This window comes from Streptomyces sp. IBSNAI002 (assembly GCF_052244475.1).
Taxonomy (GTDB): Bacteria; Actinomycetota; Actinomycetes; order Streptomycetales; family Streptomycetaceae; genus Streptomyces.
This window is the reverse complement of record NZ_JBQPXG010000002.1, coordinates 5,272,945-5,296,257: the sequence shown is the minus strand read 5'-3', so window position 1 is coordinate 5,296,257 and position 23,313 is coordinate 5,272,945. Positions and strand designations below refer to the sequence as shown.

Below are 23,313 nucleotides of genomic sequence, written 5' to 3'. Positions count from 1 at the left end.
GGCCCTGCGGCCGCTCCGTCAGGAAGGCAGCGCGGTCGACCCGGCCGCTTCGTCGGCGGGTGACCCCTGCTGCGCCGGAACGCCCGCCGGACCCGTGCCGAACGGGTACTCGCGCAGCTTGCGCCAGACCCCGTCCGAGCCCTGCTCGTAAAGCGCGAAGCCCCCGCAGACCCACTCGGCCGCGTACTCGGCGAGGGCCGTGAACGCCACGTCCATCGCCTCCTCGGAGATCCCGTGGGCGACCGTGACGTGCGGGTGGTACGGGAAGGCCAGCTCGCGCACGAGCGGGCCGGAGGGGTCGCGGACCTCACTCTGGAGCCGGGTGCAGCCCTCGGCGCCCTCGACGACCTGGACGAAGACGACCGGCGAGAGGGGGCGGAAGGTTCCCGTCCCCTCCAGCCGCATCCGGAAGGCCCGGGAGGCGGCGGCCACGGCGCCCAGGTGGGCGCGGATCCCGGGGAGCCGGTCCGCCTCCACCTCGGTCGGCGGGACGAGGGTGACGTGCGTGGGGATGCCGTGCGCGGCGGCGTCCCCGAAGCCGGCGCGCAGCTGCTGGAGCCGGCTGCCGTACGGCTCCGGGACCGCGATCGAAACGCCGAGCGTTACGGTCCCCACGTATCTCTCCTCCGTGTGTCTGGATGGACTGCTGCCGCCAGTGTGAGGGCAGGACCCCCGGTCTCGCCAGAGCCGTCTTTCGGGCGGCGTCCGCCCCGGTGTTCCGCCGAGGCCCCGGCGGCGCTCCGGCGGCGCTCCGCCGCTGCTCCGCCGGTGCTCCGTCAGTGCTTGGCGGGCAGGAACCCGAGCCGGTCGTACGCCCGGGCGAGGGTCTCGGCGGCGACCGCCCGGGCCTTCTCCGCACCCTTGGCGAGGATCGAGTCCAGCGTCTCCGGATCGTCCAGGTACTCCTGGGTGCGCTGCTTGAACGGTGTGACGAAGTCGACCATCACCGCGGCCAGGTCGGTCTTGAGCGCGCCGTAGCCCTTGCCCTCGTACCGCGCCTCCAGGGCGGGGACCGTCTCGCCGGTGAGGGTGGAGTAGATCGTGAGCAGGTTGCTGACGCCGGGCTTGTTCTCGGTGTCGAAGCGGATCTCCGCCTCGGTGTCGGTGACCGCGCTCTTGATCTTCTTCTCGGTGACCTTGGGCTCGTCGAGGAGGTTGATCAGGCCCTTGGGGGACGACGCGGACTTCGACATCTTGATCGCCGGGTCCTGGAGGTCGTAGATCTTCGCGACCTCCTTGACGATGTGCGCGGCGGGGAGGGTGAAGGTCTGGCCGAAGCGCTGGTTGAAGCGCTCGGCCAGGTCGCGGGTCAGCTCGATGTGCTGACGCTGGTCCTCGCCGACGGGGACGGCGTTCGCCTGGTAGAGCAGGATGTCGGCGACCTGGAGGATCGGGTACGTGAACAGCCCGACGGTGGCGTTGCCGGCGCCCTGCTTGGCGGACTTGTCCTTGAACTGGGTCATCCGGCTGGCCTCGCCGAAGCCGGTGATGCAGTTCATGACCCAGCCGAGCTGGGCGTGCTCGGGCACGTGGCTCTGGATGAAGAGCGTGCAGCGCTCGGGGTCCAGGCCGGCGGCGAGCAGCTGCGCGGCGGAGAGGCGGGTGTTCGCGCGCAGTTCCTTCGGATCCTGCGGCATGGTGATCGCGTGCAGGTCGACGACCATGTAGAACGCGTCGTGCGTCTCCTGGAGGGCGACGTACTGCCGGATGGCTCCGAGGTAGTTCCCGAGGTGGAACGAGCCGGAGGTGGGCTGGATGCCGGAGAGCGCGCGAGGACGATCAGAAGCCATGGCTTCATTCTCTCAGGTGCGGGGGCGGGCTCGGGCCCGCCGCCGGCCGGATCCCTCCGGGACGCGCGGCCCGTTCCCGCACCGTGCCCCGGTACCCGGCGGTAGCGCTCCGTCCGGATCCCGCCCCGGCCAAGCGACCGCTTTCCCCGGCGGGGGAGGTGCGGGGACCGCGGGCGGAGCCCCGGTCCCCGCACCTCGGGCGTCAGGACAGCGGGAGGCCCGGGGCCGGGTGGGCCGCCATCAGGTTCGCGACCTCGGCGCGCACCGCGCCCAGCGCGGCCTCGTCCGCCTTGCCCGCCGCGTCGACCACCCGCGCGATCCACTCCGCGACCTGCGCCATGTGCCCGGCACCGAGCCCGCGCGACGTCAGCGACGGCGTCCCGATCCGGATCCCCGACGGGTCGAACGGCTTGCGCGGGTCGAACGGCACCGTGTTGTAGTTCACCACGATCCCCGCGCGGTCGAGCGCCTTGGCCGCCACCTTCCCGGGCACGCCCCGCGAGGTGAGGTCGATCAGGATCAGGTGGTTGTCCGTACCGCCCGACACCAGGTCGAAGCCCCGCGCCAGCAGGGCCTCGGCCAGGGCCTTGGCGTTGGCCACCACCGCGTGCGCGTACGCGGTGAAGGCCGGCTGCGCCGCCTCGTGCAGCGCCACCGCGATACCGGCCGTCGTCTGGTTGTGCGGCCCGCCCTGCAGCCCCGGGAACACCGCCTTGTCGATGGCCTTCGCGTGCTCCTCGCGGCACATCAGCATCGCCCCGCGCGGCCCCCGCAGCGTCTTGTGCGTGGTCGTGGAGATCACGTCCACGTGCCCCGCCGGGGACGGGTGCGCCCCGCCCGCGATCAGGCCCGCGATGTGGGCCACGTCCGCGACGAGGACCGAGCCCGCCTCCTCGGCGATCGAGGCGAACGCCGCGAAGTCGATCGTGCGCGGAAGGGCCGTACCGCCACAGAAGATGATCTTCGGTCGCTCGGCGAGGGCGAGGTCGCGCACCGCGTCGTAGTCGATCAGGCCGGTGTCGGCGCGTACGCCGTACTGCACGCCCCGGAACCAGGAGCCCGTCGCCGAGACCCCCCAGCCGTGCGTCAGGTGCCCGCCCATCGGCAGGGCCATGCCCATCACCGTGTCGCCCGGCTTCGCGAAGGCCAGGTAGACGGCCAGGTTCGCGGGCGAGCCGGAGTACGGCTGGACGTTGGCGTGGTCCACCCCGAACAGGCCCTTCGCCCGCTCGACGGCCAGCGCCTCGACCCGGTCGATGTTCTGCTGGCCCTCGTAGTAGCGGCGGCCCGGGTAGCCCTCGCTGTACTTGTTCTGCAGCACCGTGCCGGACGCCTCGAGGACGGCGGCGGACACGTAGTTCTCGCTGGGGATCAGGCGCAGGGTCTCGGCCTGCAGCGTTTCCTCCGCCGCGACGAACGAGGCCAGTTCGGGGTCGGTCGCGAAAAGGGCGGGATGGCGGCTCGCGGACATGGCGGGCTCCTCCGGGGTCGATGTGATCGGTACCCCGCGAGGCCCAGGCGAGCGGCCCTGTCAGCGGTCGAGCGCGCACGACTCCCCCGGAGTCCGTTCTCCGTACGCCAGTCGCCGTGCGTACCGCCCACCTTAGCGGGCGCGCCACGAGAAAGGTTTCTCCGTCCCCTCGGCGAGCGAGGATGGAAAGTGACGCCACCCTCGTCACAGGCCTGACGGACGATCGGAGACCCCGTGTCGACAACTGCTGATGCCATCCGCTCCGCCGACGCGCACAGCGCGCACAACTACCACCCGCTGCCCGTCGTCGTCGCGACCGCGGACGGCGCGTGGATGACCGACGTGGAGGGCCGCCGGTATCTGGACATGCTCGCCGGCTACTCGGCGCTGAACTTCGGGCACGGCAACCGCCGCCTGCTCGACGCCGCCCGCGCCCAGCTGGACCGCGTCACGCTCACCTCGCGCGCCTTCTTCCACGACCGCTTCGCCGACTTCTGCACCGAACTCGCCTCGCTGTGCGGCAAGGACATGGTGCTGCCCATGAACACGGGCGCGGAAGCCGTGGAGACCGCCGTGAAGACGGCCCGCAAGTGGGGGTACGAGGTCAAGGGGGTGCCGGACGGCCACGCCAAGATCGTGGTCGCCGCCGACAACTTCCACGGCCGTACGACGACGATCGTCTCCTTCTCCACGGACCACGAGGCGCGCGACCACTTCGGCCCGTACACGCCGGGCTTCGAGATCGTCCCCTACGGGGACCTCACCGCGCTGGCCCACGCCGTCACCGAGAACACCGTCGCCGTCCTGCTGGAGCCGGTCCAGGGCGAGGCGGGGGTGCTGGTGCCGCCCGCCGGGTACCTGAGCGGCGTACGGGAGCTCACGCGCGAGCGGAACGTCCTGTTCATGGCGGACGAGATCCAGTCCGGGCTGGGCCGCACCGGCCGGACCTTCGCCTGCGACCACGAGGAGGTCGTCCCCGACGTGTACATCCTGGGCAAGGCGCTCGGCGGCGGGGTGGTGCCCGTCTCGGCCGTGGTCGCGGACCGGGACGTGCTCGGCGTGTTCCGGCCGGGCGAGCACGGGTCGACCTTCGGCGGCAACCCGCTGGCCTGCGCCGTCGGCCTGGAGGTCGTCGCGATGCTGAAGACCGGCGAGTACCAGCAGCGCGCCACCGAGCTCGGCGACCACCTGCACCGGGAGCTGAACCTGCTGGTCGGCGGGGGCGCGGTGACCGCCGTACGGGGGCGGGGGCTGTGGGCGGGCGTGGACATCGACCCCTCGCGCGGGACCGGCCGGGAGATCTCCGAGAAGCTGATGGAGCGGCGCGTCCTGGTGAAGGACACCCACGGGTCCACCATCCGGATCGCCCCGCCGCTGGTGATCGGCAAGGAGGACCTGGACTGGGGTCTGGAGCAGCTCCGCGCGGTCCTGTCCGCGTAGCGGCCGGACCCCTAGAGGATGACGTGGGGCAGGAAGCGGGCGTACTCGTCCGTGACCGGCCCTGCCGATTCGCGGATGCCGAGCCCCGCCGCCTCGTCCTCGACGACCCATGCGCCGAGCACCACCCGGTTGCCGTCGAAGTCGGGCAGCGGGGCCAGGCCCTGGAAGCAGTACTTCTCGTCGTCCCGCGCCGTGAACGGCTCGCCGCCCGGTTCGTGCAGGGTGACTCCGGCGCCCTCCCGGCCGAGCAGCGGCTTGGCGACGTAGCCGCCCTCCTCGGCCAGCTCGTGCGGGCCGTCGAGGTAGGCGGGCAGCAGGTTCGGGTGCTCGGGGAAGAGCTCCCACAGGATCGCGAGCAGCGCCTTGTTGGACAGCAGCATCTTCCACAGCGGCTCGATCCAGCAGGTGGTGCCGGAGCCGCCGCCGTGGTCGTAGGTGCCCAGCACCTGGGGGCCGAACTGGTCCGTGGCCAGCCACTCCCACGGGTAGAGCTTGAAGCAGCTGCGGATGAAGCGGAGCTTCTCGTCCACGAAACGGCCGGACAGGCTGTCCCAGCCGATCTGCTCGACGGACAGCGCCTGGGTGTCGAGACCGGCCTGCTCGGCGGTCTCCTGGAGGTAGGCGACCGTCATCAGGTCCTCGCCGAGCTCGTCGGTCTCGGAGTGCGCGAAGTGCAGCGGGCCGGGCGGCAGCAGCTCGGCCTGCCGGCGCCAGGCGTCGACGAGGCGTTCGTGGAGCGAGTTCCACTGGTCGGCGCCGGGGAACCGCTCCTCCATCCAGAACCACTGCGGACTGGCCGCCTCCACCAGCGAGGTCGGGGTGTCGGCGTTGTACTCCAGCATCTTGGCCGGGCTGCCGGTGCCGTCGTAGCGCAGGTCGAAACGGCCGTAGAGGGAGGGCTGTTCGGCGCGGCGGCGCCAGGACTCGGCGATCAGCGCGGCCAGCTTGGGGTCGGTGATGCCGAGGTCCGCGAAGCGGTCGTGCTCGACGATGTGCGCGGCCGCGGCCAGGCACATGGCGTGCAGCTCCTCCACCACGTTCTCCAGCGCCTCGACCTCGGGGAGCGAGAAGGAGTAGTACGCGCTCTCGTCCCAGTAGGGACGCAGGGAGTCGTCCGGGTACCGGGTCAGGGGGTAGATCAGCCCCTGCTCCTCGACGGTCTTCTGCCAGTCGGGGCGGGGCTCGATGGTGTGCCGCTGCATGGGTTCCGGTTTCCTCAGCCGCCGCTGGAGCCGGAGCTGGAGTGCCCGCCGATGCCGCCGCGGGTGACGGCGGACTTGTCGAAGCTGCCGCCGGTGACCTTGCCGTTCGCGACGGTGCCGCCGTAGTAGTACGAGCCGGTTCCGCCGCTCTTGCAGTCCTTGTTGTTCAGGTGGTTCAGCGTGGAGCGGGACGCGCAGCGCTTGTCCGGCTCGCCGCTGCTGCCGCAGGCCACGAGCGTGGCCGCGAGCAGGCCCATTCCGCCGAGCGCGACGGCGCCCGAGCGCATACGGCGCTTGTTGGTGCTGCTGGTGTCCATACCTGCTGCTCCCCCTATGTCCTGGCGTGCTCCCGACAGACTAGAGGCGAGCCCCCGGCCGATGGAATCCGGCCGTCCTCAGATCCGTGACCTAGAGTCAGTTCGTGCTCATTGGGATGATTTGCGCGCTCGGTGCGGCGGTCTGTTTCGGTACGGCGTCCGTTCTGCAGGCCGTCGCGGCGCGGGCGGCGGAGCCCGGGACGGGGTCCGGGGTGGACGCCGCACTGCTGCTGCGGGCGGTCCGGCAGTGGCGGTACCTCGCCGGTCTGGGGCTGGACGCGGTGGGCTTCGTGCTCCAGATCATCGCGCTGCGCCACCTCCCCATCTACGCGGTCGGGGCCGCACTGGCCGCGAGCCTCGCGGTGACGGCGGTGGTCGCGGCCCGGCTGCTGAAGGTCCGGCTGTCGCGCACGGAGTGGGGCGCGGTGGCGGTGGTGTGCACGGGGCTGCTGATGCTGGGGCTGGCCTCCGGGGCGGAGGGCACGGGGACCGGGTCGCTCGCCCTGAAACTGGGTCTGCTGGCCGTGGCGGTGCTGATCCTGCTGGTCGGCGCGGTGGCGGGCCGGCTGCCCGACGGGCCGCGGGCCCTGGTCCTCGGCCTGGCGGCGGGCACGGGCTTCGGCGTCGTCGAGGTCGCGGTCCGCCTCATCGACTCCGTGTGGGACCTGGGCAACCCCGCCCTGTACGCCCTCCTGCTGGGCGGCGGCGCGGCCTTCCTCCTCCTCACCTCGGCGCTGGCCCGCGGCTCGGTGACGGCGGCGACGGCCGGAATGGTCCTGGGCGAGACCATCGGCCCGGCGGTGGTCGGCGTCGCCTGGCTCGGCGACCGCACCCGCGAAGGCCTGACCTGGCTGGCCGTCCTCGGCTTCACGGTGGCCGTCGCCGGAGCACTGGCCCTGGCCCGCTTCGGGGAGCCCCCGGAAACGCCGGCCGCTCCCGTGCGGTGACGGCCGGCGCCGCCGCGCCCTCCGGGCACCCGCTACGGTCTCCCCCGCTACGGCCCCGCCCGCTACGGCAGCGCCGCCGAGAGCGCCGCCAGGGTCGGGGTCCAGGCGCTGTCCGGCGGGGTGCCGTAGCCCACCACCAGGGCGTCGCGCGGCGGGAAGGCCGCCTCCGGGTGGCGGAAGGCGGACAGGCCCTGTAGGGCGAGGTCCTGCCAGGCCGCCGACTGGAGCACCGAGCGCTCCGTCCCCGCCGGGAGGTCCAGCACCGCGTGCAGGCCCGCCGCGATCCCCGATACGCCGACCCGGTCGCCGACGGCCAGGGCGAGCTCGTCGCGGCGGCGCCGGTAGCGCAGGCGCATGCCGCGCACGTGGCGGTCGTACGCCCCCGAGGTGATGAACTCCGCCAGCGTGAGCTGGTCCAGTGCGCTGGAGGGCCGGTCGCCCGCCCCCTTGGCGGCCATGACCTCGTCCAGCAGGCCCGGCGGGACCACCATCCAGCCCATCCGGAGCCCCGGCGCCAGCGACTTGCTGGCCGTGCCGAGGTACACCACCCGGTCCGGGTCCAGTCCTTGCAGGGCGCCCACCGGCTGGCGGTCGTAGCGGAACTCGCCGTCGTAGTCGTCCTCCAGGATCAGCCCGCCGGTGGTCCGGGCCCAGTCCACCGCCGCCGCCCGTCGGGCCGGGGTCAGGGCGGCCCCCGTCGGGAACTGGTGCGCGGGGGTCAGCAGGACGGCTCCGGCTCCGGCCGTCAGCTCCCCCGTGCGCGCCCCGTCCCCGTCCACCCCCAGCGGCCGGGTCCGCAGGCCCGCCCGCGTGAGCAGGTCGCGGTGGATGTCGAGGCCGTACCCCTCCACCGCCATCTCGCGCACCCGCCGCGCCCGCAGCACCCGGGCCAGCAGGCTCAGCCCGTGTCCGAAGCCGGCGCACAGCACGATCCGGTCCGGGTCCGCGTACACCCCGCGCGCCCTCGCCAGGTACCCGGTCAGCGCCTCCCGCAGCTCGGGGCGGCCGCGGCCGTCTGTCCCGTAGCCGAAGGCCTCGTTCGGCGCGGCGGCCAGCGCCCGGCAGGCCGCCGACAGCCAGGCCGCCCGCGGGAAGCCGCTCAGGTCCGGGGAGCCGGGCATCAGGCTGTACGCGAGCCCCGGGCGCGCGGTACGCCGTACGGGGACGGCCGCCGCGGCCCGGCGCGGCCTGGCCCGCTCCGCGACCCGGGTGCCGGACCCCTGGCGGGCCGTCAGCCAGCCCTCGGCGACGAGCTCGGCGTAGGCCTCCGCGACCGTGTTCCGGGCGATCCCGAGGTCGGCGGCGAGCGAACGGGAGGACGGCAGCCGGGTCCCGGCCGCCAGCCGCCCGCTGCGGGCGGCCTCGCGCAGCGCCTCGGTCAGCCCGGCCCGCAGGCCGCGTCCCGCGGAGAGGTCGAGGTGCAGGTCGGCACCGAAAGTGGCCCACGATTCCTTCATGTGTGTGGACCATAGTCGCGGGCCGCCTGCGGCCTAGGGTGGATGCCATGACGAACACGCAGAACGCCCCCGAGCACACCCCCCGCCTGCACATGGCGAAGCTCGCCCCGGAGGTCTACAAGGCGGTCCTGGGTCTGGAGATCGCCGCGAAGAAGGGCCTGGACCCGGCCCTCGTCGAACTCGTCAAGATCAGAGCCTCGCAGGTCAACCACTGCGCGTTCTGTCTCGACATGCACACCAAGGACGCCATCGCGGCCGGTGAGAGCGTCGAGCGGATCGTCCAGCTGGGCGCGTGGGAGGAGTCCCGGCACTTCTACACCGAGAAGGAGCTCGCCGCGATCGAGCTCACCGAGGCGGTGACGGTGCTGACCGACGGATTCGTACCGGACGAGGTCTACGAGAAGGCCGCCAAGCACTTCGAGGAGCGCGAGCTGGCCCAGCTGATCTCGGTCATCGCGACGATCAACGTCTGGAACCGCTTCGGCGTCACCACGCGGATGGTGCCGGGGCACTACACGCCGGGCATGTACAAGAGCTGACCCGACGGTCAGTCCACCCGGAAGGACTCGACGGCCGTGGTGAGGTGCTCGCGCACGAGCGGGACGTCCGTGTCGGGGCCGAAGGCCAGGACCACCCACCGGGTGTCGTCGGCGGCCACGACGAGCCGGACGATGGCGTGCGCGGCGGGCTCGGCCGTGGCGGGGTCGTCGAACGCGTAGACCTGCTCGCAGCCCTCGCCGCCCACGGCCTCCCTGGAGATCTCCCGGTAGCCGGGGTACTTGCTCAGTTCCGCCGTGGTGTTCCGCAGGACCTCGCAGGCGCTCAGGGTGTCCTCGGTGGCCCGGACGATCTGGATCCCCGCACTGCGGTCTCCCCCGGCGGGGCGGTAGACGGTCCCGTACGCGCCCTCGCCGGCGCTGGCCTGCCAGCCCTCGGGAATCCCGACCGAGAAGCCGGCCACCGTGTCGTGCACCCGCGTGGATCCGGGCCGCGGCACAGGGCCGGAGGAGCCGGAGCCCTTGTCGTCCAGGTACAGCCACCCGGTCACGGCGGCGGCGCCCAGGACCGCCACCCCGAGCGCCACGCCCGCCACGGCCAGGACCCGCCGCCGACGCGCGGACGCCGGGGAACCCGGCGGGTACGCGTACGGGTGCGGGGGCCGGGGACCCGGCGGGTACGCATAGGGGTCCAGGCCCGGCTCCGGAGCCCGCGGCCCGGTCGACGGCGGAGCGGGTGCCGGGGCCGGGTCCGTCGCGGTCTCCGCCGGGGGCGGGTCCGCGGGCGTACGCGGGGCCGAGGACGCACCGGGCTCCGCGACCGCGGCCGGCCGCCCGCCTCGGTCCGCATCCGGGGCCGCAGGCCCGCCCGGCTCCGGACCGGCGCCCGGCTCCGGGCCCGCGGCCGGGACCCGCTCCCAGCGCTGCGAGCGCGGGTTCCAGCGGATCCCGCCCTCCCCCGTGGCCACCGTCAGCCGCCCAGTGAGGTCAGCAGGGCGGCCAGGGCGGTGGCCGCGCTCACCGAGTCCACCAGCGGGGCCCATCTCTCCAGCGCCCCGCGCAGCCGGGCCGGCAGGCCCGCCCGTACCTCCCCGGCCTCCTCCAGCTCGCCCGCGACCTCGTCCAGTTCGCCGTCGAGCTCCGCCCGTTCCGGGCTGCGGGGCAGCCGTACGAGGGCCGCGCGGAGCTCGCGTACGGCCTCCAGCAGTTCCTCGGCACCCGCACCCGTCGGCCCGCCGGCCCCCGCACCGCCGCCGCCCTGATGGACGGTGTTGGTGTTGTGGGCGCCGCCGATGCTGAAGCTGCTGCCGTGGACCTCGCCGATCCGTACCGCGGACTGCTCCGCGCCGCTACCACCGTTCGTCGCCACCGCTTCTCCCCTTCTTCTCCCTGCCCTTGTCGGGGTCCTGGCGGCCGGTGACGCTGTTGTGGCTCACTCCGCCCACGCCGAAGGCGCTGTTGTTCACCGATTGGATGAAGACCGCCCCCTCCGCCACGTTGACGGCCCGCTCCGCGAACTCCCTGGTGCGCCAGCCCGCCTCGTGCAGGGCCACGGCCACCCCGCCGACGATCCGCTCCTGAACGGTCTTCAGGTACCGGTCCAGGTCCATCAGCTGGAACAGCGAGGCGTCGGTCTGCGAGGCCAGTTCGCGCACGGAGACGGCCGGTCCGGCCGGGATGGCCACGCCGTGGCCCGCGGTGGCCATCCGCCACGGGATGCGGACCGCGCGCACCAGGGCGAGCAGCGCCGGGCCGAGGGCGCCCGCACCGTTCGCGACCGCCCAGACCACCTTGGCGAAGGCGGTGTTGAGCTGCTGGCGCCGGACGGTGTCGTCGGCCCGCTGGAAGTCCGGCCGGACGGGCAGCAGCACGTGCGGCGCGACCTCCAGCATCAGCATGCCGCCCTGCGTGTGCACGCGGATGAAGACGGTGACCACGAGGTTCTCGTCCCAGCCGCCGATCCGCACCCGCAGGAAGTGCCGTCGGCGCTCGCCGCCCTCCTCGATGGCGGCGGCGCGGTGCTCGGCGAACGCCTCGTCCGACAGGTCCAGGGCGTCGGCGTCGGGCAGCCCCTCGGCCGGCAGGAACACGCACTCGTCGATGACCAGTTCGCGCAGCCGGTCCAGTACGGATGCCTCCGCCTCCGGCGATCCGTGCGGCGACGGGACGCGCAGGGCCTCCAGCTGTGGCCGGATCCGGTCCACGATCTGCGCGTTGTCCAGCTCCTCCGCCTCGCCGTCGCCGCGCGGGCGCAGTTCGACCGTCAGCTGCCACGGCCGGTGGGCCCGGCCCGACCCGCAGAACGGGTTGCCCACGTCGTACAGGACCAGGGGCGCGTACTGGATCCGCTGGATCCGTGCGCGGGCCCGCCCGAAGCGCCGGCCCGTCACCACCAGGTCGCCCGCCCCGGCGGCGTAGCCCTCCCGGTCCAGCGAGCCGTTCAGGAGCCGGGCGAAGTGGCCCCGCTGGAGCCCGGCGACGGTCGTGAGCAGGAGGAAGACGAGTACGGCGACCCACGAGTAGGCCTCGCCGTGGATCCGCCCCAGCCTCGGCCACTCCAGGAAGAAGCCGAACGGGTTCTTGACGACGATCTCGCCGAGGAACGGGAAGAACCAGTCCGTGTCCCCGAAGCGCAGCGGCGGCATGCGGTCGTCGGCGAATCCGGCGGCCACGCCCCACAGGACGTTGCCGAGCATCCAGAGGGCGTACCCGCGCAGGACGTACTCGACGATCCGGCTGCCGCGGCCGGTCCGCTCGCGGCGGCGTCTGATCCGGCCGGCGCCGCCGAGCAGGAGCGCCGGGACGATCAGGAAGACGATGAAGGTCTGGAGCAGCAGCAGGCCGAGGGCCCAGACCGCCGTCACCGCCGCCGCCCAGGCGAGCTCGACGCGCCGGGCGCGCAGGGCGTGGGCGAGGACGCGGGCAGCGTCGAAGCCGTAGGAGGGCGCGACGAAGCGCTCCTCGTGGACGTACAGCTCGTCGATCACCCGGTCGCGGTAGGCCGTGTCGAGGTAGACGCCGGCGCACAGGAGCCGTCCGGCCTCCGTCTGCGACGGGTGGACGGGCGTTCTGCCGTCCGGATCGCTGCCACTCACCGGGTCCCCCCTCAGGTGTGGGAGGAAACCGTACGGGGCCGGGCGGTGCCCGGACAGGGCGGATCACGCCAAAAGGCCCCGGCGCGCTGCTTGGGTTCTAGAAGTCGTCGCAACACCCCAGCTCAAGGGGTGCGATGGAGTTCGAGATCCGCGAGGTGCGGACGGTGGCCCAAGGCCGTCGGAAGCTGGTCCGTGAGCGGGAGGAATACTTCCGGCTCATGGACCAGGGCCTGAGCAGTTCCGAAGCCTGCAGACGAGTCGGGATCAACCTGCGCACGGGCAAGCGGTGGCGTAACGGCCGCAACCCGTCGGGCCGGCACAAGGCGGCACCACCGGTTCGTCCGGTGGTGCCGCCTTCCGCGTCGTCGCGGTATCTGTGTGAGGCCGACCGGATCCACATCGCAGACCGGCTGCGGGAGAAGGCCACGATCCGGGCGATCGCGGCCGAGCTGGGCCGCAGCCCGTCCACGGTCAGCCGGGAGCTTCGCCGCAACCGGCACCCGGGGAACGGGCAGTACCGGCCCTTCGCGGCGCAGGCCCGGGCCGATGACCGCCGGCCACGGCCCAAGCCGCGCAAGATCAGCCAGAACCCCGAGCTGAGAGCCGCGGTCCAGGCCGGCCTGGACGAGCTGTGGAGCCCGGAGCAGATCTGCCAGGCTCTGCGGGCACAGTTCCCCGACCGGCCGGAGATGCACGTGGTCCACGAAACCGTCTACCAGGCCCTCTACGTCCAAGGACGCGGGGAACTGCGCAGGGAGCTCGCCGGAGCACTGCGGACCGGACGGGCCCGCCGCAAGCCCCACCGCCAGGCCCAGCAGCGACGGCCCCGCTTCGCCGAGCCCATGGTCATGATCAGCGAGCGTCCCGCCGAGGCGGAAGACCGTGCGGTCCCCGGCCACTGGGAAGGCGACTTGATCATCGGCAAGGACAACGGGTCCGCGATCGGAACCCTGGTCGAGCGGGCCACCCGATACGTGATGCTCGTGCACCTGCCGGACGGCCGGAGCGCCGAGCAGGTCCGCGACGCACTGCAGGAGACCGTCCAGCTCCTGCCTGCCCACCTGAAACGGTCCCTGACCTGGGACCAGGGTTCGGAGATGGGCCGCCATCACGAGTTCACCGTCGCCACCGACGTTCCGGTCTACTTCTGCGATCCGGCCAGTCCCTGGCAGCGCGGCTCGAACGAGAACACCAACGGCCTGCTGCGGCAGTACTTCCCCAAGGGCACCGACCTGTCCGTCCACGACCGGGAACACCTCGACGCCGTCGCCGCCCAGCTCAACGGCCGCCCACGCAAAACGCTCGACTGGGAAACCCCAGCCGAGCGCCTGCATAAACTGCTCGCGGCCTGATCAACATGACCACGTGTTGCGACGACCCCTAGAAAGCACCGACAGTCGGCGGGGCCTTTCGGGCTTCCGCAGGGGTGGATCCGCGATCAGATGAGGCCGAGCTCGCGGACCGCGTCGCGCTCCTCGACGAGCTCCGCGACGGAGGCGTCGATGCGGGCGCGGGAGAACTCGTTGACGTCCAGGCCCTGGACGATCTCGTACTTGCCGTCCTTGGTGGTGACGGGGAACGAGGAGATGATGCCCTCCGGGACGCCGTAGGAACCGTCCGACGGGATGCCCATGGAGGTCCAGTCGCCCGCGGCGGTGCCGTTGACCCAGGTGTGCACGTGGTCGATGGCGGCGTTCGCGGCCGAGGCGGCGGAGGACGCGCCACGGGCCTCGATGATCGCGGCGCCGCGCTTGGCGACGGTCGGGATGAAGGTCTCGGCGAGCCACAGCTCGTCGCTGACGACCTCGGCGGCGTTCTTGCCGGCGATCTCCGCGTGGAAGATGTCCGGGTACTGGGTCGCCGAGTGGTTGCCCCAGATGGTGAGGCGCTTGATGTCGGAGACGGCGGCGCCGGTCTTCTGCGCGAGCTGCGAGATCGCGCGGTTGTGGTCCAGGCGGGTCATCGCGGTGAAGCGCTCGGCCGGTACGTCCGGGGCGGCGGCCTGCGCGATGAGCGCGTTGGTGTTGGCCGGGTTGCCCACGACCAGGACCTTGATGTCGTCCGCGGCGTGGTCGTTGATGGCCTTGCCCTGGGGCTTGAAGATGCCGCCGTTGGCGGAGAGCAGGTCGCCGCGCTCCATGCCCTTGGTGCGCGGGCGGGCGCCGACGAGCAGCGCGACGTTGGCGCCCTCGAAGCCCTGGTTCGGGTCGTCGAAGATGTCGATGCCCTTGAGCAGCGGGAAGGCGCAGTCGTCGAGCTCCATGGCGGTGCCCTCAGCGGCCTTCATGCCCTGGGGGATCTCCAGAAGACGGAGCTTGACCGGCACGTCCGCGCCGAGCAGGTGGCCGGAGGCGATGCGGAAGAGCAGCGCGTAGCCGATCTGGCCGGCGGCGCCGGTGACGGTGACATTCACGGGAGTGCGGGTCATGGCCTTCTCCGTTAGACAGCTGGCGGTGGGGCGTCCCCGCCCCATGTGCTGGAGGACGCCGCTTCCCAGTAAATCTTGACGTGAAGAGACATCCGCGGTCAGGCTATCGGACCCTGGCGCCGCCGGAGCCCCGGGGGCCCATTCGGCTCCGGCAGCGCCGTGCGGCGCGGTCAGCGGACGGTGAAGCGGACCGCCGTCTCCAGGAACGGGACGTTCAGCCACGGCTTGGGCTCCATGACCAGCGCCAGCAGCGTGATCGCCACACCCAGCAGCCCGTACGTGACCATGTCCGTGAAACGGGAGCGCACCGCGAGCATCCCCACCGAGGGCAGTACGCGCCGCAGCGCCCCGGCCGCGATCAGGGCCACGCCGATCACCAGGCAGCCGATCCGCGGATGCCCCATCGCCGTGGCCAGCAGCCCGGCCGCGGTCGCGGTGAGCACGCTGAGCATCGGCCACTGGCGGGCGGGCGTGGACACGGCCCCGGGCACGGCCCGGCCGCTGCCCTCGGGGCGCGCGGTGTCGCGGGTGACCGGGGGGAAGCGCCGGGACCGGGAGCCTTCGGCGGCGGACGCCGCACGCTCTTCGTCCCGCTCAGCCCGCACTGGCGTTCCGTTCCGCGGCCTCGACGACGTTGACGAGCAGCTGGGCCCGCGTCATCGGGCCGACGCCGCCCGGGTTCGGGGAGATCCAGGCCGCCACCTTGGCGACTCCGGGGTGGACGTCGCCGACGATCTTGCCGTTCTCGTCGCGGCTGACGCCCACGTCGAGCACGGCCGCGCCCGGCTTCACGTCCTCCGGCTTGACCAGGTGCGGGACGCCGGCCGCGGCGACGACGATGTCCGCCTGGCGCAGCAGCCCGGAGAGGTCGCGGGTACCGGTGTGGCAGAGCGTCACGGTGGCGTTCTCGGACTTGCGGGTGAGCAGCAGGCCGATCGAGCGCCCGACGGTGATGCCCCGTCCGAGGACGACGACGTGCGCGCCGTTGATGCCGACGCCGTGGTGGCGCAGGAGTTCGACGATCCCGTACGGGGTGCAGGGCAGCGGTCCGGGCTCGTTCAGCACCAGCCGGCCCAGCGACATGGGGTGCAGGCCGTCGGCGTCCTTCAGCGGGTCCATCAGCTCCAGGACCCGGTTGGTGTCGATGCCCTTGGGGAGCGGGAGTTGGACGATGTAGCCGGTGCATTCCGGATTGGCGTTGAGTTCCCGTACGACCGCCTCGATGTCCTCCTGGGAGGCCGTCGCGGGAAGTTCGCGCTGGATGGAGGCGATGCCGACCTCGGCACAGTCCTTGTGCTTGCCGTTGACGTACCAGCGGCTGCCCGGGTCGTCACCGACCAGCAGGGTGCCGAGGCCGGGGGTGATACCCCGTGCCTTCAGGGCCGCCACACGGGCGGTCAATTCGGACTTGATCGCGGCGGCGGTGGCCTTGCCATCGAGAATCTGGGCGGTCATGTGCCCATCCTCCCGGATGGAGTGCCCCCGGTTCCAGTCAAGGCGCTCGCGGACCCTCGGGGTTAGCGGGGTTGATTGCACTTGCACAACAAGTCCGCGGCCCCACAGCGCCCGGCTGGACAAGTCCGGCCCGGTCGGACGACGATGACCGGAAAAGAGTGCCGCGGGCAGTGCCGGGGGGCGGACCGTAGAACACAGCTTTCCTCTTTCCTCCGTGCGTGCCGTGCGTCCCCGCACTTCCACGGAGGAACACCCCAGATGAGCTTCGGCGACCCGAACAACCCGTACGGCCAGCAGCAGCCCCCGGCCCCGCAGGGCCAGCCCGGCTACGGCTACCCGCAGCAGGCACCCCAGGGCGTCCCGCCGCAGGGCGGCTACGCCTACCCGCAGCAGCAGGCCCCCCAGGGCTACCCGGCCTACCCCGGCGGCCCCGGCGGCTACCCGGGCGCGCCCGCGCAGATGCCGGGTCTGGTGAAGACCGCGCGCGTCCTGCTCTTCGTCGTGGGCGGTCTCCAGCTCATCGTCGGCCTCATCGCGCTCCTCGGCGGCGCCGCGCTGTCCACCACGGACAGCGGCGCGGCCGGTGACGTGGTCGGCGGCGTCGTGATCGCCCTCGGCCTCTTCGTCCTGGCCCTCGGCGTGCTGGCCATCGTCCTCGGCGCCAAGTTCGCCAAGGGCGGCAACGGCGTGCGCATCACGACGATCGTCTACGCCGCACTGTCCATCCTGGGCGGCCTCGCCAACTTCACCAGCAGCGCCTCCGAGGGCGGCGGCCCCGCGGCCGGCGTCATCAGCCTGGCCATCGGCGGCCTGATCCTCGCCGCCATGGTCACCGCGCCCGGTGCCGCCTGGTTCAAGCGTCCGCGCTTCTGATCCTCGCGGTCCGCACACGGCGAAGGCCGCGACCCGCAGTGCGGGTCGCGGCCTTCGCCGTGTCGGGGCGGGCTCAGTGGAAGAAGTGCCGGGTCCCGGTGAAGTACATCGTCACGCCCGCCTTCTCCGCGGCCTCGACGACCTGCTCGTCACGGACCGAACCGCCCGGCTGGACGACGGCCTTGATGCCGGCGGCCGTGAGGATCTCCAGCCCGTCGGGGAAGGGGAAGAAGGCGTCGGAGGCGGCGTACGAGCCCTGCGCGCGCTCGGCGCCCGCCCGCTCGACGGCGAGCTTCGCCGAGTCGACGCGGTTGACCTGGCCCATGCCGACACCGACGGAGGCGCCGTCCTTGGCGAGCAGGATGGCGTTGGACTTGACGGCCCGGCAGGCCTTCCACGCGAAGGCGAGCCCGGCGAGCTCCTCGGCGGAGAGGGCGTCGCCGGTGGCGAGGGTCCAGTTGGCCGGGTCGTCGCCCTCGGCCTGGAAGAGGTCCGACTGCTGGAGCAGTGCGCCGCCGGAGATCGGCTTGAGGTCGCCCGGCTGGTGCGGGGTGCCGTCCACCTTCAGGACGCGGATGTTCTTCTTCCGGGCGAGGATCTCGACGGCGCCGTCCTCGTAGGCGGGGGCCGCGATGACCTCGGTGAAGATCTCGGCCACCTGCTCGGCGAGCTCGACGGTCACCGGGCGGTTGACCGCGATGACACCGCCGAAGGCCGACAGCGGGTCGCAGGCGTGCGCCTTGCGGTGGGCGGCGGCCACGTCGGTGTCCACGGCGATGCCGCACGGGTTGGCGTGCTTGATGATCGCGACGCAGGGCTCTTCGTGGTCGTAGGCGGCCCGGCGGGCGGCCTCGGTGTCCACGTAGTTGTTGAAGGACATCTCCTTGCCGTGCAGCTGCTCGGCGTTGGCGAGCCCGCCGGGCTGGCCGTCCGTGTAGAGCGCGGCGGCCTGGTGCGGGTTCTCCCCGTAGCGCAGGGTCGACTTGCGCTCCCAGGCGCCGGCCAGGAACTCGGGCAGCACGGCCTCGGGCTCCGGGGCGTACGCGTTCGTGAACCAGGAGGCCACGGCCACGTCGTAGGCGGCGGTGTGCTGGAAGGCCTCGGCCGCCAGCCGCTTGCGCGCGGTGAGGTCGAAGCCGCCGCCCTGGGCGGCCGCGATCACGTCGGCGTAGCGGGCAGGGCTGGTGACGACGGCGACCGACGGGTGGTTCTTGGCGGCGGCGCGGACCATCGACGGACCGCCGATGTCGATCTGCTCCACGCACTCGTCCGGGGTGGCACCCGACTGGACGGTGGCCAGGAAGGGGTAGAGGTTGACGACCACCAGGTCGAAGGGCTCCACGCCCAGCTCGGCGAGCTGGTTGCGGTGGTCCTCGAGGCGCAGGTCGGCGAGGATCCCGGCGTGCACGCGCGGGTGCAGCGTCTTGACGCGGCCGTCCAGGCACTCGGGGAAGCCGGTGAGCTCCTCGACCTTGGTGACCGGCACCCCGGCCGCGGCGATCTTCGAGGCCGTGGAGCCGGTGGAGACGAGCGCGACGCCCGCCTCGTGCAGCCCGCGGGCCAGCTCCTCCAGGCCGGTCTTGTCGTAGACGCTGATGAGCGCACGCCGGATCGGCCGCTGGGTCGTGGTCGGGTCGTTGCTCGCTGCGGTCTCTACGGCGGTCACTGGATTGTTACCTTTCGTCCCTCAATGTGGTAGCCGTGCCGGGCCAGGCGCCCCACGACATCGACGAGCAGCTGGCGCTCGACTTCCTTGATGCGCTCATGGAGAGCGGCTTCGTCGTCCTCGTCCCGGATCTCGACGACACCCTGGGCGATGATCGGACCGGTGTCCACGCCGGAGTCCACGAAGTGGACGGTGCAGCCGGTGACCTTCGCGCCGTAGGCGAGCGCGTCCCGTACGCCGTGGGCGCCGGGAAAGGCGGGGAGGAGGGCGGGGTGGGTGTTGATGAACCGGCCGCCGAAGCGGTCGATGAACTCCTTGCCCACGATCTTCATGAAACCGGCCGACACGACGAGGTCGGGGGCGTGGGCCCCGGTCGCCTCGGTGAGGGCGGTGTCCCACTCCGCACGGCTGCCGTACGCCTTGACCGGGCAGACGAAGGTGGGGATCCCGGCCTTCTCGGCCCGCTCCAGGCCGGCGATGTTCTCGCGGTCGGCCCCCACGGCGACGACTTCGGCGCCGAAGCCCTCGGGTCCGCCGGGGTGGGCGTCGATGGCGTCGAGCAGGGCCTGGAGGTTGGTGCCGGAACCGGAGACCAGCACGACCAGGCGGGAGGCGGCCATGGGAGGCCCTTTCTCACGGGAATGCGGTGTTCGTCTTTGTGTGGTCATACGAAACTTCGGGGTACCGATATACGGGGAACCATACGAAGCCACCGACCGCCTGCAACGATACCGGCACACCGGACGGCCCCCGGGGGACGGGGTGACGGGCGGGCGGTAGCGTCTGGCCTACAAGCCGCACACAGGCCTCACCCACCTGGCCTTCGCCGCGACGTCGCCCTGACGTCCATGACACAGGGGAAGAAACACACCCGATGCCGGACCGCCGCCAGCCCGACTCCCCCACCGACGACAACCCCTTCGCGGCTCCCCCGGAAGGCCGGCCCGACCAGCCGTGGCAGCCGCGCCGTGGTGGCGGCGACGGCCCCGGCGGTGGCGACGGCCCCGGCCGGAAGGACCCGGAGGGCGGCGGCCGGGGCGGCCCCGCGCGCTGGGACCCGACGGACCCGGTCCAGCGCCGCGCCCGCTACGCGCTGCTGGCCGGCATGTGGGGCTTCTTCTTCGGGATCTTCGGCATCCCGTCGGTGGGCCTGCTGCTGGGGGCGCTCGCCCTGTACTGGGGCATCAGCGCCCTCCGGGGCCGGCCGGCGAAGCCGGAGTCCGGCGAGGCCGGCCGGAACGCGCCGGGCGGCCTGGCGGCCCTGGGCGACGCGGCCCGCCCCCAGCGCACGGCGGCGGTGAGCGGCCTGGTCACGGCCTCACTGGCGATCCTGCTGGCGCTGAGCTCGTACGCGGTGCAGCTGACCTACAAGGACTTCTACGTCTGCCGCGACGACGCCCTGACGAACACGGCGGAACTCCAGTGCAACACCCTCCTCCCGGACAACGTCCTGGGCGACATCCTGAAGGTCCGCCAGTAACCCGCCAGCCTCGCTGGGGGCCACCTCCCAGCGGTAGCCGGGGGAGATCGAGGCGCGGGTGTCCCCCCGGGCGGAGTCTGGGGGAGGGCCTGGGGCGGAGCCCGGACCTTGAGCCGCACCGGCGATGGACGCGCAGGGCTAGGGGGTGTCTGACGGATGTCCGTGGCCTCGCGACGCCCGTCAGACAGGCCCTAGGCCGGGGGCTTGCGGCGCGGCAGGACCCGGGCCCCGCCGGCCACCGGCAGCGGCGGCACCGGCGGCTGCGGGGCGAGCAGGTCCAGGCGGAGCCCGGGCACGACGGTCACCTGCCGGGGCGGCCGAGCCGGGGCCAGGGCCGAAGGCAGGGGCGGGGCCGGGACCGGGGCCGCAGCCGGGGACGGGGCTTCGGCCGGGGCCTGAGGCAGCGGCGCCGGGGCGATGTCCGGCACCAGCGCACCCGCCGCATGGCGAAGCGCGGCCCATCGAAGCTCCCGCACACCACTGTCGTGCCAGCCGTCATCGGCGGCACCGGCGGGCCGGTTCCGCCACGCATGCACCGCCACCGCCACCGGCACGGCCGGCACCAGCGTCCACGCGAAGGCCGCCGCCCCCGTCGCCCACCACACCGGCCCGAACTCGGCCAGCGCCCGCGACCCCATCGGCCCGGCCGACGCCGCCGCCAGCCCGGCCATGGCCAGCCCGCACACCAGCGCGCCCAGCGCCGCCGTCAGCGCGGTCTCCCCGTACGAGACCTCCCTCGCCCGGCGCACCGCGAACCAGCCCACCGCCAGCCCGGCCACCACCGGCACCCCGGCGACCGCCCAGGTCAGCGGTGTCCCCGGCCCCTCCGGCGGGAGCGCCGCCAGCAGCGGGAACCGGGGCAGCGCGGGCGAACCCGTGAACCCGAGCGGGGTGGCGGCCACCCCGGCGCCCAGCGCGAACCCGGGCCCGAGCGCATACGCCGCCCCCCAGACCATGGCGTTCGGGATCAGCGCCACCGCGAGCAGCAACACCGCGAAGCGCCCCGACCACACCCCGGTCAGCGCCAGGAAGGACCCCTGGACCTCCGCTCCGTGCCACGCGAGCGAGCCGCCGACGAGCAGCGCCCCACCCCCCAGCAGAACGAGCGCCCCACCCGCACCGGCCCGCAGCGCCAGCGCGTACCGAGGGCGCGCGAAGGCCCTCCGTACACCCGCCGGCACCCAGTCCGGCAGCGGCCCGAGCGGCCGGCCCCGTACCGCCCACACCCCGCCCGCCGCGGCGAGCACGGCGACCAGCGGGACGTGCCAGGCCGCGCTGATCGGGTCGGCCGGCATGGGCCCGCCCGCCGCGTACACCGTGGCCAGCGCCCCGACGGCCAGATAGCCGCAGAGCACGGCCGAGAAGACTGCGCTGGCGGGCAGCACCTCCTCCCGCTCCTCGTCGGAGCCGCTGCCCAGCCGGGCGGCCCGCCGCATGAGCAGCACGGGCAGCGCGACGAGCAGCAGGGGGGTCACTCCGACGGGCGCGGGCACGCCGGAGAGGGTCTCGTACCGCACCAGCTCGGTGCCGTGGGCGAGCAGCCACAGCCCGGCGGCGAGGTGCAGGGCCCCGCCGGGGCCGCTGTCGGGATAGGGGGAGCTGATCCACAGCACGATGACGAGCACGGCGAGGAAGCCGAGCCCTAGTCCGGCGGCCACGGCGCCGCCCACCACGCACGCGGCCGCCGCCGGAGAGCGGCGGCGCCCGGCGGCTCGCGGGGCCACGGACAACGGAGTCCCGCGTTCGGTCACTTGGGTCACCCCGCCATGGTGCCAACGACACGCGCTATGAGCGGGTAACAGGCGAATGCCCGTGGTGTCGCTCAATATACGCTTATGTACTTTTTCGCCCAGGGCTGCCGGGTCGCGGGGAGTGTGGCATGACACAACGCGTCGAGGGCCTGCCCGCACCGAAAGAGCGCCGAAGACTGCGCGAAGCCGCGGAGCTGACGCCCGAACAGGTCGCTTCGGCCATGGGCGTCACCACGAGCACGGTCCGTTCCTGGGAATCGGGCCGCACACACCCCCGCGGCCGCAAGCGCGAGCTGTACGTGGACTTCCTGGCCGGCCTCGCGCCCCGTCCGGACGCCCCCCGGGGCGCCGCGGCAGCGGTGGCCGCGGTGGCGGGCGGGGCTGACCCCGGACCCGCGCGACGGGCGATCGCCACCGCACCCGAGGAAACCCGGGCCGCCGCCCGGCCGGAGCCGACGGCTCCGGCCGGAGCGGCGCCCCCCGCCGAGGAGTCCACCGCAATGGCCGAGCCCGCACCCGCCGCGGAGGCCGAAACGGAAGCCGCGGCCGAGCCCCCCGCAGCGGCACCGCCGCGGCCCCGGGGCCCGGCCGAGGCCTTCGACGCCCTGTACGCCCTCGCCGCCCCCGGACTCGCCCGCCAGACCTACCTGCTCACCGGCCGTCGCCGCCTCGCCCTGGAATCCGTGGAGCGGGCGTTCCGTCAGGCCTGGGCCCAGTGGCCGGACGTGGCCGCCGATCCGGACCCGGTGGGCTGGGTGCGCGCGGCCGCGTACGAGTACGCCCTCTCCCCCTGGCACCGCTTCCGGCGTGCCCACCGCCACCCGGACAAGCCCCCCGCCGAGCCCGCCGACCGGATCCTCCTCGACGCGATGCTCGCCCTGCCGACCATCCACCGCCGTACGGTCCTGCTCTACGACGGCGTCGGCCTGGACCTCCCCGACACCGCCGCCGAGACCGAGGCCAGCACGCCCGCGACCGGGAACCGCCTCCTCAACGCACACGCCGACCTCGCCCACCGGATCCCGGAACTGGCCGGCGTACCGCCCGAGGAGCAGTCCGCGCTGCTGCGCGACCTGTTCGACGCGCTGCGGCCGGCCGTGGTGCTCGACCCCCGCCCGGCTTCGGCCGTACGCGGCCACGGGGAGCGGCGGACCCGGCAGTGGACGCGTGCGACCCTCAGCCTCACCGCGGTGATCGCCGCCGCGACCGCCTACACGGCCTCGACCGCGCCCACGCACTACGAGCCCCCGCGTGCGCCCGGCGAGAGCGTCTCCGGCGTACCCCCGCTCAGCGGCCCCCAGCAGCTCACCGACCGGAGCCGGCTGCTCCACGAGAAGCTCCGGGCCGACCCGGACGCCGGACCGGCCCGGGTCGTCCCGCGGATCGACTGAAAAGGACCGACGGGAAAAGGGCGTGGCCCGCACCCCGGGGGGTGCGGGCCACG

General features: G+C 73.3%; 22 protein-coding genes and 1 riboswitch. Of the genes, 7 read left to right on the top strand and 15 right to left on the bottom strand.

Features of this window, described 5'->3' with window-relative positions:
* Positions 1 to 18: 18 nt before the first annotated feature.
* The 3 genes from ACTVZO_RS25690 to glyA form a co-directional block, all read right to left on the bottom strand.
* Complete coding sequence (locus ACTVZO_RS25690) at positions 19 to 615, bottom strand: 2'-5' RNA ligase family protein (protein WP_443300600.1); 597 nt, start codon at positions 613 to 615, stop codon at positions 19 to 21.
* A 161-nt stretch (positions 616 to 776) separates the two neighbouring features.
* Complete coding sequence (trpS, locus tag ACTVZO_RS25685) at positions 777 to 1,790, bottom strand: tryptophan--tRNA ligase (protein ID WP_443300599.1); 1,014 nt, start codon at positions 1,788 to 1,790, stop codon at positions 777 to 779.
* A 202-nt stretch (positions 1,791 to 1,992) separates the two neighbouring features.
* Entirely contained in the window at positions 1,993 to 3,261 is a 1,269-nt protein-coding gene (gene glyA, locus ACTVZO_RS25680; protein WP_443300598.1) for a serine hydroxymethyltransferase, read from the bottom strand.
* A gap of 34 nt (positions 3,262 to 3,295) precedes the next feature.
* A riboswitch (ZMP/ZTP riboswitch) is annotated at positions 3,296 to 3,386 on the bottom strand.
* 109 nt (positions 3,387 to 3,495) lie between these two features.
* Here glyA and rocD point away from each other — a divergent pair.
* Complete coding sequence (rocD, locus tag ACTVZO_RS25675) at positions 3,496 to 4,701, top strand: ornithine--oxo-acid transaminase (RefSeq protein WP_443300597.1); 1,206 nt, start codon at positions 3,496 to 3,498, stop codon at positions 4,699 to 4,701.
* A gap of 11 nt (positions 4,702 to 4,712) precedes the next feature.
* On the opposite strand, the gene ACTVZO_RS25670 is transcribed toward rocD, so the two are convergent.
* On the bottom strand, positions 4,713 to 5,903 hold the full coding sequence (locus ACTVZO_RS25670; RefSeq protein WP_443300596.1) for a glutathionylspermidine synthase family protein: 1,191 nt from the start codon (positions 5,901 to 5,903) through the stop codon (positions 4,713 to 4,715).
* A 14-nt stretch (positions 5,904 to 5,917) separates the two neighbouring features.
* Positions 5,918 to 6,220, bottom strand: a complete 303-nt coding sequence (locus tag ACTVZO_RS25665) for a hypothetical protein (RefSeq protein ID WP_443300595.1) — start codon at positions 6,218 to 6,220, stop codon at positions 5,918 to 5,920.
* Positions 6,221 to 6,336: 116 nt separating this feature from the next.
* Between ACTVZO_RS25665 and ACTVZO_RS25660 the strand changes: the two genes are divergently transcribed.
* Positions 6,337 to 7,167 carry a hypothetical protein gene (locus ACTVZO_RS25660; RefSeq protein ID WP_443303264.1) on the top strand — a complete coding sequence of 277 codons (831 nt, stop codon included), beginning with the start codon at positions 6,337 to 6,339 and terminating at the stop codon, positions 7,165 to 7,167.
* 62 nt (positions 7,168 to 7,229) lie between these two features.
* Here the strand turns inward: ACTVZO_RS25660 and pdxR are convergent, their stop codons facing one another.
* Positions 7,230 to 8,624, bottom strand: a complete 1,395-nt coding sequence (pdxR, locus tag ACTVZO_RS25655) for a MocR-like pyridoxine biosynthesis transcription factor PdxR (RefSeq protein WP_443300594.1) — start codon at positions 8,622 to 8,624, stop codon at positions 7,230 to 7,232.
* 47 nt (positions 8,625 to 8,671) lie between these two features.
* Between pdxR and ACTVZO_RS25650 the strand changes: the two genes are divergently transcribed.
* Positions 8,672 to 9,163 (top strand): carboxymuconolactone decarboxylase family protein, encoded by a 492-nt coding sequence (locus tag ACTVZO_RS25650; RefSeq protein WP_443300593.1) that lies wholly within the window; start codon positions 8,672 to 8,674, stop codon positions 9,161 to 9,163.
* A gap of 8 nt (positions 9,164 to 9,171) precedes the next feature.
* Here ACTVZO_RS25650 and ACTVZO_RS25645 read toward each other — a convergent pair whose 3' ends face one another.
* From ACTVZO_RS25645 to ACTVZO_RS25635, 3 genes are read right to left on the bottom strand one after another with little or no spacing between them, the layout of a single operon-like run.
* Complete coding sequence (locus ACTVZO_RS25645) at positions 9,172 to 10,089, bottom strand: hypothetical protein (protein ID WP_443300592.1); 918 nt, start codon at positions 10,087 to 10,089, stop codon at positions 9,172 to 9,174.
* 2 nt (positions 10,090 to 10,091) lie between these two features.
* Positions 10,092 to 10,490, bottom strand: coding sequence for a hypothetical protein (locus ACTVZO_RS25640; protein WP_443300591.1), 399 nt, complete (start codon positions 10,488 to 10,490; stop codon positions 10,092 to 10,094).
* Positions 10,471 to 12,216: a hypothetical protein gene (locus ACTVZO_RS25635; RefSeq protein WP_443300590.1), complete on the bottom strand. Its 1,746-nt coding sequence runs from the start codon at positions 12,214 to 12,216 to the stop codon at positions 10,471 to 10,473. Before ACTVZO_RS25635 ends, ACTVZO_RS25640 begins: the two co-directional genes overlap by 20 nt.
* Positions 12,217 to 12,350: 134 nt before the next feature.
* Between ACTVZO_RS25635 and ACTVZO_RS25630 the strand changes: the two genes are divergently transcribed.
* On the top strand, positions 12,351 to 13,568 hold the full coding sequence (locus ACTVZO_RS25630) for an IS30 family transposase (RefSeq protein ID WP_443298897.1): 1,218 nt from the start codon (positions 12,351 to 12,353) through the stop codon (positions 13,566 to 13,568).
* Between the two features lie 86 nt (positions 13,569 to 13,654).
* Here ACTVZO_RS25630 and ACTVZO_RS25625 read toward each other — a convergent pair whose 3' ends face one another.
* The 3 genes from ACTVZO_RS25625 to ACTVZO_RS25615 all read right to left on the bottom strand — a co-directional run bounded on the left by ACTVZO_RS25625 (position 13,655) and on the right by ACTVZO_RS25615 (position 16,099).
* Complete coding sequence (locus ACTVZO_RS25625) at positions 13,655 to 14,644, bottom strand: malate dehydrogenase (RefSeq protein ID WP_443300589.1); 990 nt, start codon at positions 14,642 to 14,644, stop codon at positions 13,655 to 13,657.
* Between the two features lie 170 nt (positions 14,645 to 14,814).
* Complete coding sequence (locus tag ACTVZO_RS25620) at positions 14,815 to 15,249, bottom strand: DUF3017 domain-containing protein (protein ID WP_443300588.1); 435 nt, start codon at positions 15,247 to 15,249, stop codon at positions 14,815 to 14,817.
* Complete coding sequence (locus tag ACTVZO_RS25615) at positions 15,239 to 16,099, bottom strand: bifunctional methylenetetrahydrofolate dehydrogenase/methenyltetrahydrofolate cyclohydrolase (protein ID WP_443300587.1); 861 nt, start codon at positions 16,097 to 16,099, stop codon at positions 15,239 to 15,241. Before ACTVZO_RS25615 ends, ACTVZO_RS25620 begins: the two co-directional genes overlap by 11 nt.
* Before the next feature lie 258 nt (positions 16,100 to 16,357).
* Between ACTVZO_RS25615 and ACTVZO_RS25610 the strand changes: the two genes are divergently transcribed.
* Complete coding sequence (locus ACTVZO_RS25610; RefSeq protein WP_443300586.1) at positions 16,358 to 16,972, top strand: hypothetical protein; 615 nt, start codon at positions 16,358 to 16,360, stop codon at positions 16,970 to 16,972.
* A 73-nt stretch (positions 16,973 to 17,045) separates the two neighbouring features.
* On the opposite strand, the gene purH is transcribed toward ACTVZO_RS25610, so the two are convergent.
* Positions 17,046 to 18,638: a bifunctional phosphoribosylaminoimidazolecarboxamide formyltransferase/IMP cyclohydrolase gene (purH, locus tag ACTVZO_RS25605; RefSeq protein WP_443300585.1), complete on the bottom strand. Its 1,593-nt coding sequence runs from the start codon at positions 18,636 to 18,638 to the stop codon at positions 17,046 to 17,048.
* A complete protein-coding gene (gene purN / locus ACTVZO_RS25600; RefSeq protein ID WP_443300584.1) occupies positions 18,635 to 19,258 on the bottom strand; it encodes a phosphoribosylglycinamide formyltransferase in 624 nt (207 codons plus the stop codon). Before purN ends, purH begins: the two co-directional genes overlap by 4 nt.
* Before the next feature lie 254 nt (positions 19,259 to 19,512).
* On the opposite strand from purN, the gene ACTVZO_RS25595 reads away from it, so the two are divergent.
* Positions 19,513 to 20,118 (top strand): hypothetical protein, encoded by a 606-nt coding sequence (locus ACTVZO_RS25595; RefSeq protein WP_443300583.1) that lies wholly within the window; start codon positions 19,513 to 19,515, stop codon positions 20,116 to 20,118.
* A gap of 191 nt (positions 20,119 to 20,309) precedes the next feature.
* Here the strand turns inward: ACTVZO_RS25595 and ACTVZO_RS25590 are convergent, their stop codons facing one another.
* A complete protein-coding gene (locus ACTVZO_RS25590; RefSeq protein WP_443300582.1) occupies positions 20,310 to 21,878 on the bottom strand; it encodes a cell division protein PerM in 1,569 nt (522 codons plus the stop codon).
* Positions 21,879 to 21,997: 119 nt separating this feature from the next.
* On the opposite strand from ACTVZO_RS25590, the gene ACTVZO_RS25585 reads away from it, so the two are divergent.
* On the top strand, positions 21,998 to 23,260 hold the full coding sequence (locus tag ACTVZO_RS25585) for a helix-turn-helix domain-containing protein (protein ID WP_443300581.1): 1,263 nt from the start codon (positions 21,998 to 22,000) through the stop codon (positions 23,258 to 23,260).
* Positions 23,261 to 23,313 lie beyond the last annotated feature (53 nt).

Bases quoted from the DNA above. Each gene is read 5' to 3' on its own strand.
- trpS (WP_443300599.1), bottom strand. From the start codon at position 1,790: ATGGCTTCTGATCGTCCTCGCGCGCTCTCCGGCATCCAGCCCACCTCC.
- glyA (WP_443300598.1), bottom strand. From the start codon at position 3,261: ATGTCCGCGAGCCGCCATCCCGCCCTTTTCGCGACCGACCCCGAACTG.
- ACTVZO_RS25670 (WP_443300596.1), bottom strand. From the start codon at position 5,903: ATGCAGCGGCACACCATCGAGCCCCGCCCCGACTGGCAGAAGACCGTC.
- ACTVZO_RS25665 (WP_443300595.1), bottom strand. From the start codon at position 6,220: ATGGACACCAGCAGCACCAACAAGCGCCGTATGCGCTCGGGCGCCGTC.
- ACTVZO_RS25660 (WP_443303264.1), top strand. From the start codon at position 6,337: ATGATTTGCGCGCTCGGTGCGGCGGTCTGTTTCGGTACGGCGTCCGTT.
- pdxR (WP_443300594.1), bottom strand. From the start codon at position 8,624: ATGAAGGAATCGTGGGCCACTTTCGGTGCCGACCTGCACCTCGACCTC.
- ACTVZO_RS25650 (WP_443300593.1), top strand. From the start codon at position 8,672: ATGACGAACACGCAGAACGCCCCCGAGCACACCCCCCGCCTGCACATG.
- ACTVZO_RS25630 (WP_443298897.1), top strand. From the start codon at position 12,351: ATGGAGTTCGAGATCCGCGAGGTGCGGACGGTGGCCCAAGGCCGTCGG.
- ACTVZO_RS25625 (WP_443300589.1), bottom strand. From the start codon at position 14,644: ATGACCCGCACTCCCGTGAATGTCACCGTCACCGGCGCCGCCGGCCAG.
- ACTVZO_RS25615 (WP_443300587.1), bottom strand. From the start codon at position 16,099: ATGACCGCCCAGATTCTCGATGGCAAGGCCACCGCCGCCGCGATCAAG.
- ACTVZO_RS25610 (WP_443300586.1), top strand. From the start codon at position 16,358: ATGAGCTTCGGCGACCCGAACAACCCGTACGGCCAGCAGCAGCCCCCG.
- purN (WP_443300584.1), bottom strand. From the start codon at position 19,258: ATGGCCGCCTCCCGCCTGGTCGTGCTGGTCTCCGGTTCCGGCACCAAC.
- ACTVZO_RS25595 (WP_443300583.1), top strand. From the start codon at position 19,513: ATGCCGGACCGCCGCCAGCCCGACTCCCCCACCGACGACAACCCCTTC.
- ACTVZO_RS25585 (WP_443300581.1), top strand. From the start codon at position 21,998: ATGACACAACGCGTCGAGGGCCTGCCCGCACCGAAAGAGCGCCGAAGA.